This is a genomic window from Pseudomonas quebecensis (assembly GCF_026410085.1).
Lineage (GTDB): Bacteria > Pseudomonadota > Gammaproteobacteria > Pseudomonadales > Pseudomonadaceae > Aquipseudomonas > Aquipseudomonas quebecensis.
Genome location: NZ_CP112866.1, coordinates 1,150,298 through 1,164,952, shown reverse-complemented (window position 1 = coordinate 1,164,952; position 14,655 = coordinate 1,150,298). Strand labels below are relative to the sequence as shown.

Annotated in this window: 14 protein-coding genes; 2 read left to right on the top strand and 12 right to left on the bottom strand. The window is 61.4% G+C overall.

What is annotated here, in order from left to right; genetic code table 11:
• Position 1 precedes the first annotated feature (1 nt).
• The 9 genes from mltG to OSC50_RS05490 all read right to left on the bottom strand — a co-directional run bounded on the left by mltG (position 2) and on the right by OSC50_RS05490 (position 7,294).
• On the bottom strand, positions 2-1,111 hold the full coding sequence (gene mltG, locus OSC50_RS05530; RefSeq protein WP_266246397.1) for an endolytic transglycosylase MltG: 1,110 nt from the start codon (positions 1,109-1,111) through the stop codon (positions 2-4).
• Between the two features lies 1 nt (position 1,112).
• Positions 1,113-1,928, bottom strand: a complete 816-nt coding sequence (gene pabC / locus OSC50_RS05525; RefSeq protein ID WP_266246399.1) for an aminodeoxychorismate lyase — start codon at positions 1,926-1,928, stop codon at positions 1,113-1,115.
• On the bottom strand, positions 1,928-3,172 hold the full coding sequence (fabF, locus tag OSC50_RS05520; RefSeq protein WP_181081168.1) for a beta-ketoacyl-ACP synthase II: 1,245 nt from the start codon (positions 3,170-3,172) through the stop codon (positions 1,928-1,930). The genes pabC and fabF overlap by 1 nt, the downstream gene beginning before the upstream one ends.
• Positions 3,173-3,300: 128 nt before the next feature.
• The gene (acpP, locus tag OSC50_RS05515; protein WP_007987170.1) at positions 3,301-3,537 is read right to left on the bottom strand and encodes an acyl carrier protein; all 237 of its coding nucleotides are present in this window, start codon (positions 3,535-3,537) and stop codon (positions 3,301-3,303) included.
• Between the two features lie 191 nt (positions 3,538-3,728).
• The gene (fabG, locus tag OSC50_RS05510; RefSeq protein WP_266246402.1) at positions 3,729-4,472 is read right to left on the bottom strand and encodes a 3-oxoacyl-ACP reductase FabG; all 744 of its coding nucleotides are present in this window, start codon (positions 4,470-4,472) and stop codon (positions 3,729-3,731) included.
• Positions 4,473-4,487: 15 nt separating this feature from the next.
• Positions 4,488-5,426: an ACP S-malonyltransferase gene (fabD, locus tag OSC50_RS05505; RefSeq protein ID WP_253509000.1), complete on the bottom strand. Its 939-nt coding sequence runs from the start codon at positions 5,424-5,426 to the stop codon at positions 4,488-4,490.
• A gap of 126 nt (positions 5,427-5,552) precedes the next feature.
• Complete coding sequence (gene plsX / locus OSC50_RS05500; RefSeq protein ID WP_181081170.1) at positions 5,553-6,563, bottom strand: phosphate acyltransferase PlsX; 1,011 nt, start codon at positions 6,561-6,563, stop codon at positions 5,553-5,555.
• 4 nt (positions 6,564-6,567) lie between these two features.
• Positions 6,568-6,750, bottom strand: a complete 183-nt coding sequence (gene rpmF / locus OSC50_RS05495) for a 50S ribosomal protein L32 (RefSeq protein ID WP_003179396.1) — start codon at positions 6,748-6,750, stop codon at positions 6,568-6,570.
• A gap of 13 nt (positions 6,751-6,763) precedes the next feature.
• Positions 6,764-7,294 carry a YceD family protein gene (locus OSC50_RS05490; RefSeq protein ID WP_181081171.1) on the bottom strand — a complete coding sequence of 177 codons (531 nt, stop codon included), beginning with the start codon at positions 7,292-7,294 and terminating at the stop codon, positions 6,764-6,766.
• A gap of 105 nt (positions 7,295-7,399) precedes the next feature.
• On the opposite strand from OSC50_RS05490, the gene OSC50_RS05485 reads away from it, so the two are divergent.
• A complete protein-coding gene (locus tag OSC50_RS05485; RefSeq protein ID WP_266246406.1) occupies positions 7,400-7,978 on the top strand; it encodes a Maf family protein in 579 nt (192 codons plus the stop codon).
• 67 nt (positions 7,979-8,045) lie between these two features.
• Here OSC50_RS05485 and OSC50_RS05480 read toward each other — a convergent pair whose 3' ends face one another.
• The 3 genes from OSC50_RS05480 to rluC are packed head-to-tail and all read right to left on the bottom strand — an operon-like array spanning position 8,046 to position 10,659.
• The gene (locus tag OSC50_RS05480; protein ID WP_181081173.1) at positions 8,046-9,029 is read right to left on the bottom strand and encodes a S49 family peptidase; all 984 of its coding nucleotides are present in this window, start codon (positions 9,027-9,029) and stop codon (positions 8,046-8,048) included.
• A gap of 21 nt (positions 9,030-9,050) precedes the next feature.
• Positions 9,051-9,713, bottom strand: a complete 663-nt coding sequence (locus OSC50_RS05475) for an HAD-IA family hydrolase (RefSeq protein WP_181081174.1) — start codon at positions 9,711-9,713, stop codon at positions 9,051-9,053.
• Positions 9,700-10,659: a 23S rRNA pseudouridine(955/2504/2580) synthase RluC gene (gene rluC / locus OSC50_RS05470; protein ID WP_181081175.1), complete on the bottom strand. Its 960-nt coding sequence runs from the start codon at positions 10,657-10,659 to the stop codon at positions 9,700-9,702. The genes OSC50_RS05475 and rluC overlap by 14 nt, the downstream gene beginning before the upstream one ends.
• Before the next feature lie 766 nt (positions 10,660-11,425).
• Between rluC and rne the strand changes: the two genes are divergently transcribed.
• Positions 11,426-14,632 carry a ribonuclease E gene (gene rne / locus OSC50_RS05465; protein WP_266246410.1) on the top strand — a complete coding sequence of 1,069 codons (3,207 nt, stop codon included), beginning with the start codon at positions 11,426-11,428 and terminating at the stop codon, positions 14,630-14,632.
• The last annotated feature ends 23 nt before the right edge of the window (positions 14,633-14,655 follow it).

Here is a 14,655-nt window from a genome sequence, read left to right as displayed (position 1 = left end):
GTCATTGCGGGCTTTGCGGTGCGGCGGTGTCCGGGGCGGCATCGGTCGCAGGTGCCGCCGGCTCGGACGGTTTCACCGCCGGCGCCGGGCTGGAGCGATAATCGGCCCGCCGCTTGAGCTGAAACTCACGCACGGCCGCATTATGCGCATCCAGGTCATCCGAGAAAATATGGCTGCCATCGCCACGCGCGACAAAATACAGGCTGCTGCCCGGCGCGGGGTTCAACGCCGCATGAATCGCCTCACGGCCGACCATGGCGATCGGCGTCGGCGGCAAGCCGGCCACCATGTAGGTGTTATACGGGTTGGCTTCCTTGAGATGGGCGCGGGTCAACTTGCCGTTGTAACGTTCGCCCAGGCCGTAGATCACCGTGGGGTCGGTCTGCAGCAGCATGCCGATCTTCATGCGGCGCACAAACACGCCGGCAATCTGCCCGCGCTCTTCGGGTACGCCGGTTTCCTTCTCCACCAACGATGCCATGATCAAGGCTTGATAGGGCTCGGTGTACGGCACATCGGCGGCGCGCTTGCTCCATTCCTGGGCCAGCACGTCGTCCAGGCGGTTATAGGCTTTTTTAAGGAACTCGACGTCGGTCATACCGCGCACAAAACGGTAGGTGTCAGGGAAGAACCGTCCCTCCGGGAACACACCGGGATGGCCGAGCTTGTCCATGACTTCGCTGTCCGTCAGCCCCGACAACGTCTGCACGATCTTTTCGTGCTTGGCCAACGCCGCGCGTACCTGACGGAAATTCCAGCCTTCGACCAATGTAAGGCCGTATTGCACCACTTCGCCGCGTTGCCACAGGCCGATCAGCCCTTGGGCAGTCATGCCGGGGGTCATTCGATATTCGCCGCTGTGCAGCGGCTGGCCGTCCAGGTTGAAGCGCCAGTACAGGCGCAGCCAGAAAGCGTCGTCAAGCACACCGTCGGCTTCGAGGCGGTTGAAGGTGCCGGTGGGCGTTGCCCCGGAAGGTACATCGAGCAATTGCTCCTGGGTCAGCTTCAAGGGCTGCGTAAGGGCAGAGTCGAGTTTCCAGGCAGAAAAGCCCAACAGCAAACCGGCGCAGAACAGACCGATCAGCAGCAGTACAACCAGTTTTCGTATCAACTCAAATATCCAATAGCGCGCGAACAATGCCCTGCAGTTTACGGGTGAGCGGGCCAACCGACCAGCTCATCGCAGCGCACTCACGCACCGGCCAAATGCCATAAATGCTGTTGCAGGTGAAGACTTCGTCAGCCTGACGCAACTGCTCCAGGCTGATGTCGGCCACGGCCACCGGGACGCCCAGCACTTGAGCCTGGGCCAGAATCTCGGCGCGCATGACGCCGGCAACCCCACAACGCTTCAGATCGGCGGTTAGTAACAAGCCGTTGCTTACAATGAATAAATTGCTGAACACGCCTTCGATGACACGCCCGGACGTATCCCGCATCAAGCCTTCGGCGTGCTCGGCGTCCTGCCATTCGGCGCGGGCAATCACCTGCTCCAGGCGGTTGAGGTGCTTGAGACCGGCCAGCAGCGGTTGCTCGGCGAGGCGAGTGGCGCATGAAAACAGACGGATACCGACGGTTCCATGGGCCTGCGGATAGGATGCGGGCGGGCTGCCCTGAATCACTCGACGCACGGGGGCGCCGGGGTTGATGCCATAACCACGCAGGCTGTCGCCCCGAGTAAGGATCAACTTGAGAACACCGTCGCCGAGGGCGGCGGCATAGGCCTGCACCTCACCGCGTACGAGCACGTGATCGACCGCAAAGGCGAGGCGCCTGCAGCCCTCGTGCAGGCGCTGCAGATGCCGGTCGAGCAGCACAGGCTGCCCGGCCTTGACGGCAATGGTCTCGAACAGACCATCGCCGTATGCCAGGCCGCGGTCTTTCAGGGGCACGGCGTCCGCTGGCTGACCGTCGACCCAGCTGTGCATCACTCGGCGAACCGGCGGAACACCAGAGAGCCGTTGGTGCCGCCAAAGCCAAACGAGTTGGAAATGGCGACATCGATCGGCATCGGCTGCGCTTCGTGAGGCACGAAGTTCAGGTCGCAGCCTTCGTCCGGCTCATCCAGGTTAATGGTCGGCGGAGCGACCTGATCCTTGATGGCCATCACACTGAAGATCGCCTCGACCGCGCCCGCCGCACCCAACAGGTGCCCGGTCATGGACTTGGTGGAGCTGACCGCCAGCTTATAGGCGTGCTCGCCGAATACCGACTTGATGGCCTCGGCTTCCGCCAGGTCGCCGGTGGGGGTCGAGGTGCCATGGGCATTGATGTAGTGCACCTGGTCCGCATTGACCTTTGCATCACGCAGCGCATTGGTGATGCACCGCGCAGCGCCGGCACCGTCGGACGGTGGCGAAGTCATGTGGTAGGCGTCGCCGCTCATGCCAAAGCCGATCAGCTCGGCGTAGATGGTGGCACCACGCGCCTTGGCATGCTCCAACTCTTCCAGGACCAGAGCCCCGGCACCGTCGGACAATACGAAGCCATCACGGCCTTTGTCCCAGGGACGGCTGGCACGGGTCGGTTCGTCGTTGCGCGTCGACAGTGCACGGGAAGCACCGAAGCCGCCCATGCCGAGGCCGCAGGCAGCCATTTCCGCGCCGCCCGCAATCATCACGTCCGCCTCGTCATAGGCGATGTTGCGCGCCGCCATGCCGATGCAGTGGGTGCCCGTGGTGCACGCCGTGGCAATCGCGTAGTTAGGCCCCTGTGCGCCCAGGTGGATGGACAGGAAACCGGAAATCATATTGATGATCGAGCCCGGTACAAAAAACGGTGAAATTCGACGTGGGCCCGTCTCATGCAGCGTGCGGCTGGTGTCTTCGATATTGGTCAAACCGCCAATACCAGACCCCATGGCTACGCCGATGCGCTCACGGTTGGCGTCGGTGACTTCCAGGCCGGCGTTACGCACTGCCTGGAAACCGGCGGCCAGGCCGTATTGAATGAACAGGTCGAGCTTGCGGGACTCTTTGATCGAGAGATATTCCTCGACGTTGAACCCTTTTACCGAGCCGCCAAAACGGGTGGAATAGGCAGAAAGGTCCGTATGTTCGATCAGACCAATGCCACTGCGGCCAGCCAGAATGCCCTGCCAACTGCTCGGCACATCCGTACCCAGTGGCGACAACATACCCATACCGGTGACTACGACGCGTCTACGCGACACAGCACTCTCCTTTTTCATGATGACGACACTATGCTTCAGCGCTCACTTTTCATTGGAGCTAAAGAAAAAACCGCACGCCGTTACAGCAGTGCGGTTTTTCCCTGACAGCAAGCGACGACTACAAACTATTACGCCTGGTGGGCAGTAACGTAGTCGATGGCAGCTTGAACAGTAGTGATTTTTTCAGCTTCTTCGTCCGGGATTTCGGTCTCGAATTCCTCTTCCAGAGCCATCACCAGCTCAACGGTGTCAAGGGAATCGGCACCCAGGTCTTCTACGAAGGAAGCAGTGTTGACCACTTCTTCTTCCTTAACGCCCAGTTGCTCGGCGACGATTTTCTTGACGCGCTCTTCGATGGTGCTCATACCTTGTTTAACTCCTAATGGACAAATTCAGGCAGCTGGCCAGTGGGTAAGTGTATAGAAAGCCATTTCAGCTTTTCAACTGAAAGCTTCACCCCGAACCCGCTCGGCCACCCGCCTATAAATTAAGTTGCAGCTTTATAACGGATTTTAGACAGCTCGTATGACATTTTTTTGAAGCGATCCGTCACAATTTAACTCATGTACATCCCGCCGTTAACCGGGATTGTAGCCCCAGTCACGTATGCCGCACCGTCGGATGCCAGGAAAGTGACCACATTCGCGATCTCTTGAGCCTGGCCCAGACGACCCAGCGGAATCTGCGTCAGCAAGGCTTCACGCTGTGCTTCCGGCAGTTCGCGAGTCATATCGGTGTCGATGAACCCAGGGGCCACCGAGTTGACCGTGATCGAACGCGAACCGACTTCACGCGCCAGTGCGCGGCTGAAACCTTCCAGGCCGGCTTTGGCGGCAGCGTAGTTTACTTGGCCTGCGTTGCCCATGGCACCCACTACGGAACCAATATTGATAATTCGGCCCCAACGCGCCTTGGTCATGCCGCGCAAAACACCCTTGGACAGGCGAAACAGACTGTTCAGGTTGGTATCGACCACGTCGTACCACTCGTCGTCTTTCATGCGCATCATCAGGTTATCGCGGGTGATGCCGGCGTTATTGACCAAGATCGACGGCGCGCCGAACTGTGCGGTGATCTCGGCCAGTACAGCGGCCACGGACTCATCGCTGGTCACGTTCAGCTCAAGGCCGGTGCCTTGAACGCCATTGTCCTTCAGGGTGGCGGCAATACGCTCGGCGCCCGAGGCGGATGTGGCGGTGCCGATCACAACGGCGCCCTGACGGCCCAGCTCCAGGGCGATCGCCTGGCCGATGCCACGGCTGGCGCCGGTAACCAGTGCAACTTTACCTTGCAGACTCATGCAGGTTTCTCCTGTTCAAGCTTGTGCTGCGCGAGCGGCAGCGAAAGCGTCTGGGGTGTTGAGATTGGAAGTGGACACGCCCTCGGCGCAGCGTTTGTTCAGACCGGCCAGCACTTTGCCTGGGCCGCATTCGACCAGTTCGGTCGCGCCCTTGGCCGCCAGGGTCTGCACCGATTCGACCCAGCGAACCGGCTTGTAGAGTTGCTCCAGCAGGTCGCGCTTGAGGGTGTCGAGGTCGGCAGCCACGGCGGCGCTGACGTTCTGAACCAGCGGAATCTGCGGCGCCTGCCAGTCGATGGCGGCGATGGCTTCGGCAAAGCGCTCGGCAGCCGGACGCATCAGTTCGCAGTGCGACGGCACGCTCACCGGCAGCGGCAGCGCGCGCTTGGCCCCACGAGCCTTGCAGCCTTCGATGGCGCGCTCGACGGCGGCCTTGGCACCGGCGATCACCACCTGGCCAGGGGAGTTGAAGTTCACCGCGCTGACGACTTCGCCCCGGGCCGCTTCGGCGCAGGCTTCAATCACCACGGCATCGTCCAGGCCCAGGATCGCGGCCATGCCGCCCTGCCCGGCCGGAACGGCCTCTTGCATCAACTGGCCACGACGTTCGACCAGCTTGACCGCTTCAGCGAGGGTCAGGCTGCCCGCCGCTACCAGCGCGCTGTATTCACCCAGACTGTGACCGGCAACAAACGCCGGACGCGCGCCGCCTTCTGCCAACCACAAGCGCCACAGGGCGATCGAAGCGGTCAGGATGGCCGGTTGGGTTTTGTCGGTCTGATTGAGCTGCTCTTCCGGCCCTTGCTGGGTCAGGGCCCACAGGTCGTAACCCAGGGCGTCGGAAGCTTCCTTGAAAGTGTCCAGGATCAACGGGTATTGCGCGCCCAGCTCGGCCAACATGCCGAGGGACTGCGAACCCTGCCCTGGAAAGACGAATGCGAGGGATGTAGACATGTAACAAGCCCCTAATGATCTGGTCGTCGGAAATGGTCGCTCCTACGGTGGGAGCGCACGAAACTGACAGATTGGATGGTCAATTGAACTGGCCGGTCACATTTAACCATTCCCGGGCCGATTCGCCTAAGGCAACAAGTCCTCGAGACGGCCGTGCAAGCGCTGCGGCAGGTTTTCCTGAATCTCGATCACCGCACGGGCAATCGCACTCTGGAAGCCTTCGACCCCGGCCGAACCATGGCTTTTCACCACGATGCCCTGCAGCCCCAGAAAACTCGCCCCATTATGCCGCGCCGGGGCCAGGTCGGCCTGCAGGCGCCGCATCAGCGGTAGCGCCAGGGCGCCCACCAGGCGCGATGCCAGGTTGCGTCTGAACAACACTTCGATACGCGAGGCGATCATGGTCGCCAGGCCCTCGCTGGACTTGAGCAGGATATTGCCGACAAATCCGTCGCACACCACCACATCCGCTTCGCCTCGGTACAAACCATCGCCCTCGACAAATCCGATGTAGTTCAGCCCGCGCGCTTGCTGCAACAGCGTCGCGGCGAGCTTGACCTGCTGGTTGCCCTTGATGTCTTCGGTGCCGATATTCAACAACGCTACGCGCGGCCGTGCCACGCCCAGCGCTTCGGCGGCTACCGAGCCCATCACGGCAAACTGGAACAGGTGCTCGGCGCTGCAGTCCACGTTCGCGCCCAGGTCCAGCAACTGGCAATAGCCGTTCTGCGTCGGAATCGCCGCCACCATCGCCGGACGATCAATCCCGGGCAGCGTCTTGAGCACATGCCGCGACAACGCCATCAAGGCCCCGGTATTACCCGCACTGACGCAGGCCTGCACCTTGCCGTCGCGCAACAGCTCCAGGGCCACCCGCATTGAAGAGTCAGGCTTGCCGCGCAAGGCCGCCGACGGCTTTTCATCCATCGTGATGGTTTCGCTGGCCGGCACAATGCTCAGGCGCGCGCGATCCACCGCCGGATGGCTGGCAATCAGTTCTTCAAGAAGGGAGGGTTGACCGACGAGGGTCAGGTGCAACGAGGGTGTAGCGCACAGGCTGGCAAGGCAGGCCTGAACAATGCTGCGGGGACCGAAGTCCCCGCCCATTGCGTCAATCGCGATGACGAGAGCAGACAAGTGATTACTCGTCAGCGCCCTTGTCGATCACTTTACGGCCACGGTATACGCCTTCTGGCGATACGTGGTGACGCAGGTGAACTTCACCAGTGGTCTTTTCCACGGACAGGGTGCTTGCCTCGAGAGCGTCGTGCGAACGGCGCATGTCACGGGCGGAGCGGGATTTTTTGTTCTGCTGAACAGCCATAATTGATTAACTCCTAAACGTTTGGGTCACGCTTTAACTGCGCCAATACACTGAACGGGTTGGACCGCGTTACCTCGTCCTCGCTCGGTTCGGGCTCGGCATCGAGGCCCGCCGGCTGCTGGCATTCTTCCGGATGATGAGCAGGCACAATGGGCAAGGCGAGCAGAAGCTCCTCCTCGATCAGTGCATGCAGATCCAATGGATCTTCGCCCAGTTCCAGCACGTCATAACCTTTCGGCAACGACTGGGTATTCGCACCCTCCTTCACCACGGCGTAACTGCATTCGCTGTGGATCGGCAGGGTGACCAGCTCAAGACAACGCTGGCAAACCATTTTGACTTCGGTGTCGATAAAACTGTGGATCACCACAGATTTACGTTCATCTCGTTCAAAATCGAATTTGGCCTGCACCGTACCGACAGTGTCGGAAAGCGGGTCGCAGAGTCTCTCCAAATCGGCCAGCAGCACTTCACCTTGAAGGGAGGTGCCACGATCAGCCAATTTGCGCGGGTCAACGTGAGGTGGAATCGGGTCATTCAACATAGGCGCAGCATTATAGGGATGCACCCAGCCATGTCAAAGGAAATTCAGCCCTGTGCGTCAGCCGGTCGCCCCGCTAGAATCGGCGGCTGCCTTGAGGAGACGTATATGCTGCCTTTATTACTCGCTTCCAGCTCGGTTTATCGCCGGGAACTGCTCAGTCGCCTGCATCTGCCGTTCATCTGCCGCTCGCCGGATATCGACGAAAGCCACGCTGCAAATGAGTCCGCCACAGACTTGGTCAAACGCCTGGCCAAACAGAAAGCCCATGCCCTCGCCGCCAGCCACCCAGGCCACCTGATCATCGGTTCAGACCAGGTTGCCACGCTGGAAGGCCGCGTCATCGGCAAGCCCCACACGTTCGAAAATGCGCGCGAGCAGTTATTGGCCGCCAGTGGCAAGCGCGTCAGCTTCCTCACCGGCCTGGCCCTGCTTAACAGCGAGACGGGGCACTGCCAGGTGGACTGCGTGCCGTTCACTGTGCACATGCGCGAACTGGATGCAGCGCGCATCGAGCGCTACCTGCAGATCGAGCAGCCGTACGACTGCGCGGGCAGCTTCAAGGCGGAAGGGTTGGGCGTGAGCTTGTTCCAAAGCACCGAAGGGCCGGACGCGACCAGCCTGGTCGGCTTACCATTGATTCGGCTGGTGGACATGCTGCTCAGCGAAGGCGTGCAAATCCCTTAAGAACACAACCAAATGCGGGAGGGAGCAAGCTCCATCCCACATGTTGATCTACGGCAGACTTGAGATATTAACGCAGCGCCGGCCCCTGGAAGCCCATATACAGCGCCAGTTTCTCAGCCACGCTGGCGCCTAGCTTCTTGGAGAAACGATCAAACGGCGATTCTTCAACGGTGAAGTCCACCAGTTCTTTCTCGCCGACCACATCCCGCGCTACCGAACTGGCACTGCCCAGTCCATCGACCAGGCCCAGCGGCAATGCTTGCTCGCCCGACCACACCAACCCGGAGAACAACTCCGGATGGTCTTTGTCCTTCAGGCGATCCCCACGCCCCTGCTTCACGCTGGCGATGAACTGGCGATGGGTGGTGTCGAGCACTCCCTGCCAGAACTGGGTTTCATCGGCCTTTTGCGGCTGGAACGGATCAAGGAAGGACTTGTGTTCGCCGGAGTTGTAGGTCCGACGTTCAACCCCCAGCTTCTCCATGGCTCCGACAAAGCCGTAACCGGCCGCCGTCACGCCAATGGAGCCCACCAGACTGGCCTTGTCGGCGTAGATCTGATCGGCTGCACTGGCGATGTAGTAAGCACCGGAGGCGCCAAGATCGGCGATCACCGCATACAGCTTGATATCGGGGTGCAGGCCGCGCAGGCGACGAATCTCGTCATACACGTAACCCGACTGCACCGGGCTGCCGCCGGGACTGTTGATTCGCAGGATCACGCCCTTGACCTTGGGGTCCTCGAACGCGGCACGCAGGCTGCTGACGATATTGTCGGCGCTGGCAGGCTCCTTATCGGCAATCACCCCACGTACTTCGATCAACGCGGTGTAATTGGCGCCACGGGTCGCACTCTTTTCCATATCCATCAGCGGGCTGAACAGCGCCAGCATGATCAACAGGTAAGTAAAGGTCAGCAGCTTGAAGAAAATCCCCCAGCGCCGCGCACGCCGCTGCTCCTGGACACTGGCCAGGAGCGTCTTCTCCAGCAACTGCCAGCTCTTGTCGTCACCGCTTTGAGCCTTCTCAGGCGCTTTCCACTCGTCACTCATGCCATCAACCCCAGCAAAGACTTATTGGGCCCGACCAAGCCAGGCCTGCAATTGCGAAAAATGATCAATCGTGACCCTCGGCTCGTATTGCTGCAGCGCCTCGGCGGACTGGGCGCCATAACTGACGGCCACACTGTCCATGCCGGCGTTGCGCGCCATCATCAGGTCGAAGCTGGCATCGCCCACCATTAATGCCTGGCGCGGCGACACCCCGCAATGCGCCACGATCTGCTCCAGCATCAGAGGGTGAGGCTTGCTGGCGGTTTCATCGGCCGCGCGGGTCGCATCGAAATAATCCTCAAAGCCATGAGCCTTGAGCACCCGATCCAGGCCGCGACGAGCCTTGCCGGTAGCCACCGCCAGGTGATAACCATCGGCACGGAAAGCCTCAAGCGATTGCCGCACACCCTCGAACAGAGGCGAAGGCTCGACCTCCAGCCCAATGTAGTGTTCGGCGTAATGTTCACGGAACGCCAGCAGCTCGCCATCGGATATCTGCGGATACAGGGTGCGAATCGCTTCCGGCAGGCCGAGCCCGATAATGCCCTTGACCGCCAGGTCGCTGCACAACTCGAACCCCGAGCGGGTCGAAGCCATGTGCATCGATTCGACGATGCGACCGATGGAATCGGCCAGCGTGCCGTCCCAATCGAAAATCAGCAGCTTGTAATCACGGTGCGACACTCAAACGCTCCACGGTCTTGGCCCACATCTCGTCAACCGGTGCCTGAAGCTTCAGCTCACCGCCATCGGGCAGCGGCACCGTCAGCATGTACGCGTGCAGGAACAGACGTTTGCCGCCCAGATCGCGAATCTCCCTGGAAAAATCTTCGTCGCCGTACTTGGTGTCACCGGCAATGCAATGACCCGCGTGCAGGGTATGCACACGAATCTGGTGGGTGCGGCCGGTGACCGGCTTGGCCTCGACCATAGTGGCAAAGTCACCGAAGCGGCGCAGCACCTTGAACAGGGTCAGCGCCTCCTTGCCCTCCTCGTCCACCTCGACCATGCGCTCGCCGGAACGCAGGTTGCTCTTCTGCAACGGCGCGCGGACGCTCTTGATCGAACTGGCCCAATTGCCGCGTACCAGCGCCATGTAACGCTTGTCCACGCCATCGCCGCGCAGAGCTGTGTGCAGATGGCGCAACATGCTGCGCTTCTTGGCGATCATCAGCAGTCCGGACGTGTCGCGGTCCAGACGGTGGACCAGCTCCAACTCCTTGGCATCCGGACGCAACTGACGGAAGGCCTCGATCACGCCGAAGTTCAGGCCGCTGCCGCCGTGGACGGCAATCCCGCAGGGCTTGTTGATCACGATCAGCTTGCTGTCTTCAAAGACAATCGAGGCTTCCAGGCGTTGCAGCAGGCCCTGGGCCAGCGGTACGGGTTCGTCGCGCTCGGGCACGCGAACCGGCGGTACGCGGACGATATCGCCGGCCTGCAACTTGTACTCGGGCTTGATGCGCCCCTTGTTCACGCGCACTTCGCCTTTACGCAAGATGCGGTAAATCAAGGTCTTGGGCACGCCCTTGAGCCTGGCCAGGAGAAAATTGTCGATGCGTTGGCCGGCATATTCCGGCGAGACCTCAAGCAGCTGGACGCTGGGGGTCGGGGGGGTGGTAGTCGTCATGGCGGCGATGATAACAATTTTTTATGGAATTGAAGCACTTAATCATTGCTGCTATAGTCGCGAACGCCGCCAAAAGCGGCCTGGCCAGAGGACTTGCGGCAAACTGCCGGCCCTGACCATCGCAATTCATCAGGACGCGAGGCCGTCCTACGGGGCGTTCGCCACCTTGGAAAGCTCGGGATTGTAACAAGCGCAGGTGACATGAGGCCTGAAGCGAGCGCGGAAAGCAGAGTGAATACTCGCCTTCTGCGCCGATATTTACGGCCAGTTCACAAAGTGCAGTCAGTCTTGAGCCAGACCATGGCGAATGCTTCGGAAACAACGCCTGTTAAGAGCTGAGTGAGAGCGCAGTCGCTTTCATTCAGGCCTGTTTAGCCATGAGCGTGAACTCCCCATTGGAGTACACGGTAAATGCCAACCCGCTGCGGATTCTGCGCGCGGCAGCACCCGAATTATCAGGGATACGTGTAGGGTGGAGATGCACAACCGTCGGACCGTGTAGCACTAGGCTTATATTTAGACGCTTCATCTCGTCCACAGTCGCCGGTTGATTCCTCCTCCTGACCTTAGCTTTTGTTGAAGTGGTGCCTTTGTCACCACCGCTAACAAGCAGGACGCGTCCGTCGCATACCGGCCCAATTGGCCGATTTTGCTGGACACTGGAGTGGCCAACCACTCTTGACGCACCTGACACCGACCGTGAGAAGTCGTGTGTGCCGAACGCCGTTTCCGGCAGCCCGGAAACCGACGGTACAACATGAAAAGAATGCTGATTAACGCAACTCAACCCGAAGAGTTGCGTGTTGCACTCGTAGATGGCCAGCGCCTCTATGACCTGGATATCGAATCCGGTGCACGCGAGCAAAAGAAGGCCAACATCTACAAAGGCCGTATTACTCGCATCGAACCAAGCCTTGAGGCTGCCTTTGTCGATTTCGGCTCCGAGCGCCACGGCTTCCTGCCCCTCAAAGAAATCTCCCGCGAGTACTTCAAGAAAGCCCCCGAAGGCCGCGTAAACATCAAGGACGTCCTGAGCGAAGGCCAGGAAGTCATCGTCCAGGTCGAAAAAGAAGAACGTGGCAACAAGGGCGCCGCCCTGACCACCTTCATCAGCCTCGCCGGCCGTTACCTGGTCCTGATGCCGAACAACCCGCGTGCCGGCGGCATCTCCCGTCGCATCGAAGGCGAAGAGCGCAACGAACTGCGTGAAGCGCTCAACGGCCTGATCGCTCCAGCCGACATGGGCCTGATCGTGCGCACTGCCGGCCTGGGCCGCAGCAGCGAAGAAATGCAGTGGGACCTCGACTACCTGCTGCAACTGTGGACCGCCATCAAAGAAGCCTCCCTGGATCGCTCCGCGCCGTTCCTGATCTATCAGGAAAGCAACGTGATCATCCGCGCTATCCGCGATTACCTGCGCCAGGACATCGGCGAAGTGCTGATCGACAGCGTTGAAGCCCAGGACGAAGCCCTGACCTTCATTCGCCAGGTGATGCCGCAGTACGCCAGCAAGATCAAGCTGTACGAAGACAGCGTCCCGCTGTTCAACCGTTTCCAGATCGAAAGCCAGATCGAGACCGCTTTCCAGCGCGTGGTCGAACTGCCTTCCGGCGGTTCCATCGTGATCGACCCGACCGAAGCCCTGGTGTCCATCGACATCAACTCGGCGCGCGCCACCAAAGGCAGCGACATCGAAGAGACCGCCCTGCAGACCAACCTGGAAGCGGCTGAAGAAATCGCCCGCCAGCTGCGCCTGCGTGATATCGGCGGCCTGATCGTGATCGACTTCATCGACATGACCCCGGCCAAGAACCAGCGCGCCGTGGAAGAAAAAGTCCGCGAATGCCTGGAAGCCGACCGCGCCCGCGTGCAGGTTGGCCGCATCTCGCGCTTCGGCCTGCTGGAAATGTCCCGTCAGCGCCTGCGTCCATCCCTGGGCGAGAGCAGCGGCATCGTCTGCCCGCGTTGCAACGGCACCGGCATCATCCGTGACGTTGAATCGCTGTCCCTGGCGATCCTGCGCCTGATCGAAGAAGAAGCCCTGAAAGACCGCACCGCCGAAGTCCGCGCGCAAGTGCCGATCCCGGTTGCGGCCTTCCTGCTCAACGAAAAACGCAACTCGATCACCAAGATCGAACTGCGCACCCGTGCCCGCATCGTGATCCTGCCGAACGATCACCTCGAGACGCCGCACTTCGAAGTACAGCGCCTGCGTGACGACAGCCCGGAAGCCCACAGCGGCCAGTCCAGCTACGAAATCGCCGCTGCCGCCGCGGAAGTGGAAGAAGTCCAGCCAGCCGCCGCGACCCGCACCCTGGTTCGCCAGGAAGCTGCCGTGAAGACCGCGCCGGCGCGCGCCAATGCACCGGTTCCGGTTGAAGTCGCCGCGCCGGCTGCAGCACCGGCCGCAATGCCTGAGCCGAGCCTGTTCAAAGGCCTGGTCAAGTCGCTGGTCAGCCTGTTCGCATCCAAGGAAGAGCCTGCCGCCGCCCCGGTCGTGGTTGAAAAGCCTGCCACCGAGCGCCCGGCGCGTAATGAAGAGCGTCGCAACGGTCGCCAGCAGAGCCGTAACCGCAACGGCCGCCGTGACGAAGAACGCAAGCCGCGCGAAGAACGTGCACCGCGTGAAGAACGCGCGCCACGCGAAGAGCGCCAGCCTCGCGAAGCCCGCGAAGACACGCCGACCGTAGCCCGTGAAGAACGTGCACCACGTGAAGAGCGCGCGCCACGCACCCCACGCGCTCCGCGCGAAGATCGCAAGCCTCGCGGTGAGCGTGAAGAGCGCGTACGTGAACTGCGTGAGCCGCTGGACGCTGCTCCGGCCGTTGCCGCTGCCGCCGCCACCGAAGAGCGCCCGGCTCGCCCGCCGCGCGAAGAACGTGCGCCGCGTGAAGAACGCCAGCCTCGTGCCCCGCGTGAAGAGCGTCAACCGCGCGCCGAACAGGCCGCTGCCGCCAGCGAAGAAGAAGTGCTGACCGGCGAAGAGCAACTGCAGGAAGACGGCCAGGACAACGCCGAAGGCGATCGTCCACGCCGCCGCTCCCGTGGCCAGCGTCGTCGCAGCAACCGTCGTGAGCGTCAGCGCGACGCCAACGGCAACGTGATCGAAGGTTCGGAAGAAACCGGCGAACACACCGAAGCCGGTGCCCAGCAACCGACTGGCGACGAACTGGCCGCCGGCCTTGCCGTCACCGCTGCCGTGGCCAGCTCGGTTATCAGCGCACCAGCTGAAGCCCAGGCCCACGAGCAGGCTGAACGCGCAACCGCCGCTGTCGAAGAGACTGCTGCCGTGCAAGCCCCGGTTACCGAAACTGCGGCCGTTGAGCCTGCCGTGGTGGAAGCTCCGACGGTAGAAGCAACGACCCCGATCGAAGCCCCCGTGGTTCCGGAAGTGGAAGTAGCACCGGTTCGCGACGCCCAGCCGGTCACCGATGTGATAGCCGTTGAGGTTGCGCCGCAGGCTGAGCCTCAGGCAGTGGTGGAAGCAGCGATTGAAGCACCGGTCGCCGAAGAAGCCGCCCCGGCAGTGCGTGAAGTTCGCGAAGAACAGACCGCCTTCCAATGGAACGCTGAACCTGCCGCTCCGGTTGAAGCACCAGCGCCTGTCCCTGTGGCAGAAGAAGCACCAGCGCCGGTTGCCGAAAACGTGGTGGTCGAGCCGACGCCAGTCGTCGAGCCCGCGCCGGTCGTCGAGGCCCCTGTGGTCGCCGAGGTTGCAGCCCCAGTGGTTGAAGCCGCGCCAGTCACTGCCCTGACCGAAAATGGCCGCGCGCCGAACGACCCACGTGAAGTGCGTCGCCGTCGCAAAGAAGCTGAAGCCGCTGCCGCTGCGGCTGCGGCAGCTGCTCAAGCCTCGGCTGAACCGGTGGCAGAACCCGCCGCCCCTGTCGCTGACGAAGCCCCGCGCGTCGTCGAAGAAGCGGCAGAGCACAAGGCCCAGGAAGCAGAGCACGAGCCTAAACCTCTCGCCTGATTCCATCAGCCACTAAAAAGCCC

What these genes read in the sequence shown, in the direction of transcription:
- pabC (WP_266246399.1), bottom strand. Translation starts at nt 1,928, where the DNA reads ATGCACAGCTGGGTCGACGGTCAGCCAGCGGACGCCGTGCCCCTGAAA.
- acpP (WP_007987170.1), bottom strand. Translation starts at nt 3,537, where the DNA reads ATGAGCACCATCGAAGAGCGCGTCAAGAAAATCGTCGCCGAGCAACTG.
- fabG (WP_266246402.1), bottom strand. Translation starts at nt 4,472, where the DNA reads ATGAGTCTGCAAGGTAAAGTTGCACTGGTTACCGGCGCCAGCCGTGGC.
- fabD (WP_253509000.1), bottom strand. Translation starts at nt 5,426, where the DNA reads ATGTCTACATCCCTCGCATTCGTCTTTCCAGGGCAGGGTTCGCAGTCC.
- rpmF (WP_003179396.1), bottom strand. Translation starts at nt 6,750, where the DNA reads ATGGCTGTTCAGCAGAACAAAAAATCCCGCTCCGCCCGTGACATGCGC.
- OSC50_RS05490 (WP_181081171.1), bottom strand. Translation starts at nt 7,294, where the DNA reads ATGTTGAATGACCCGATTCCACCTCACGTTGACCCGCGCAAATTGGCT.
- OSC50_RS05485 (WP_266246406.1), top strand. Translation starts at nt 7,400, where the DNA reads ATGCTGCCTTTATTACTCGCTTCCAGCTCGGTTTATCGCCGGGAACTG.
- OSC50_RS05480 (WP_181081173.1), bottom strand. Translation starts at nt 9,029, where the DNA reads ATGAGTGACGAGTGGAAAGCGCCTGAGAAGGCTCAAAGCGGTGACGAC.
- rluC (WP_181081175.1), bottom strand. Translation starts at nt 10,659, where the DNA reads ATGACGACTACCACCCCCCCGACCCCCAGCGTCCAGCTGCTTGAGGTC.
- rne (WP_266246410.1), top strand. Translation starts at nt 11,426, where the DNA reads ATGCTGATTAACGCAACTCAACCCGAAGAGTTGCGTGTTGCACTCGTA.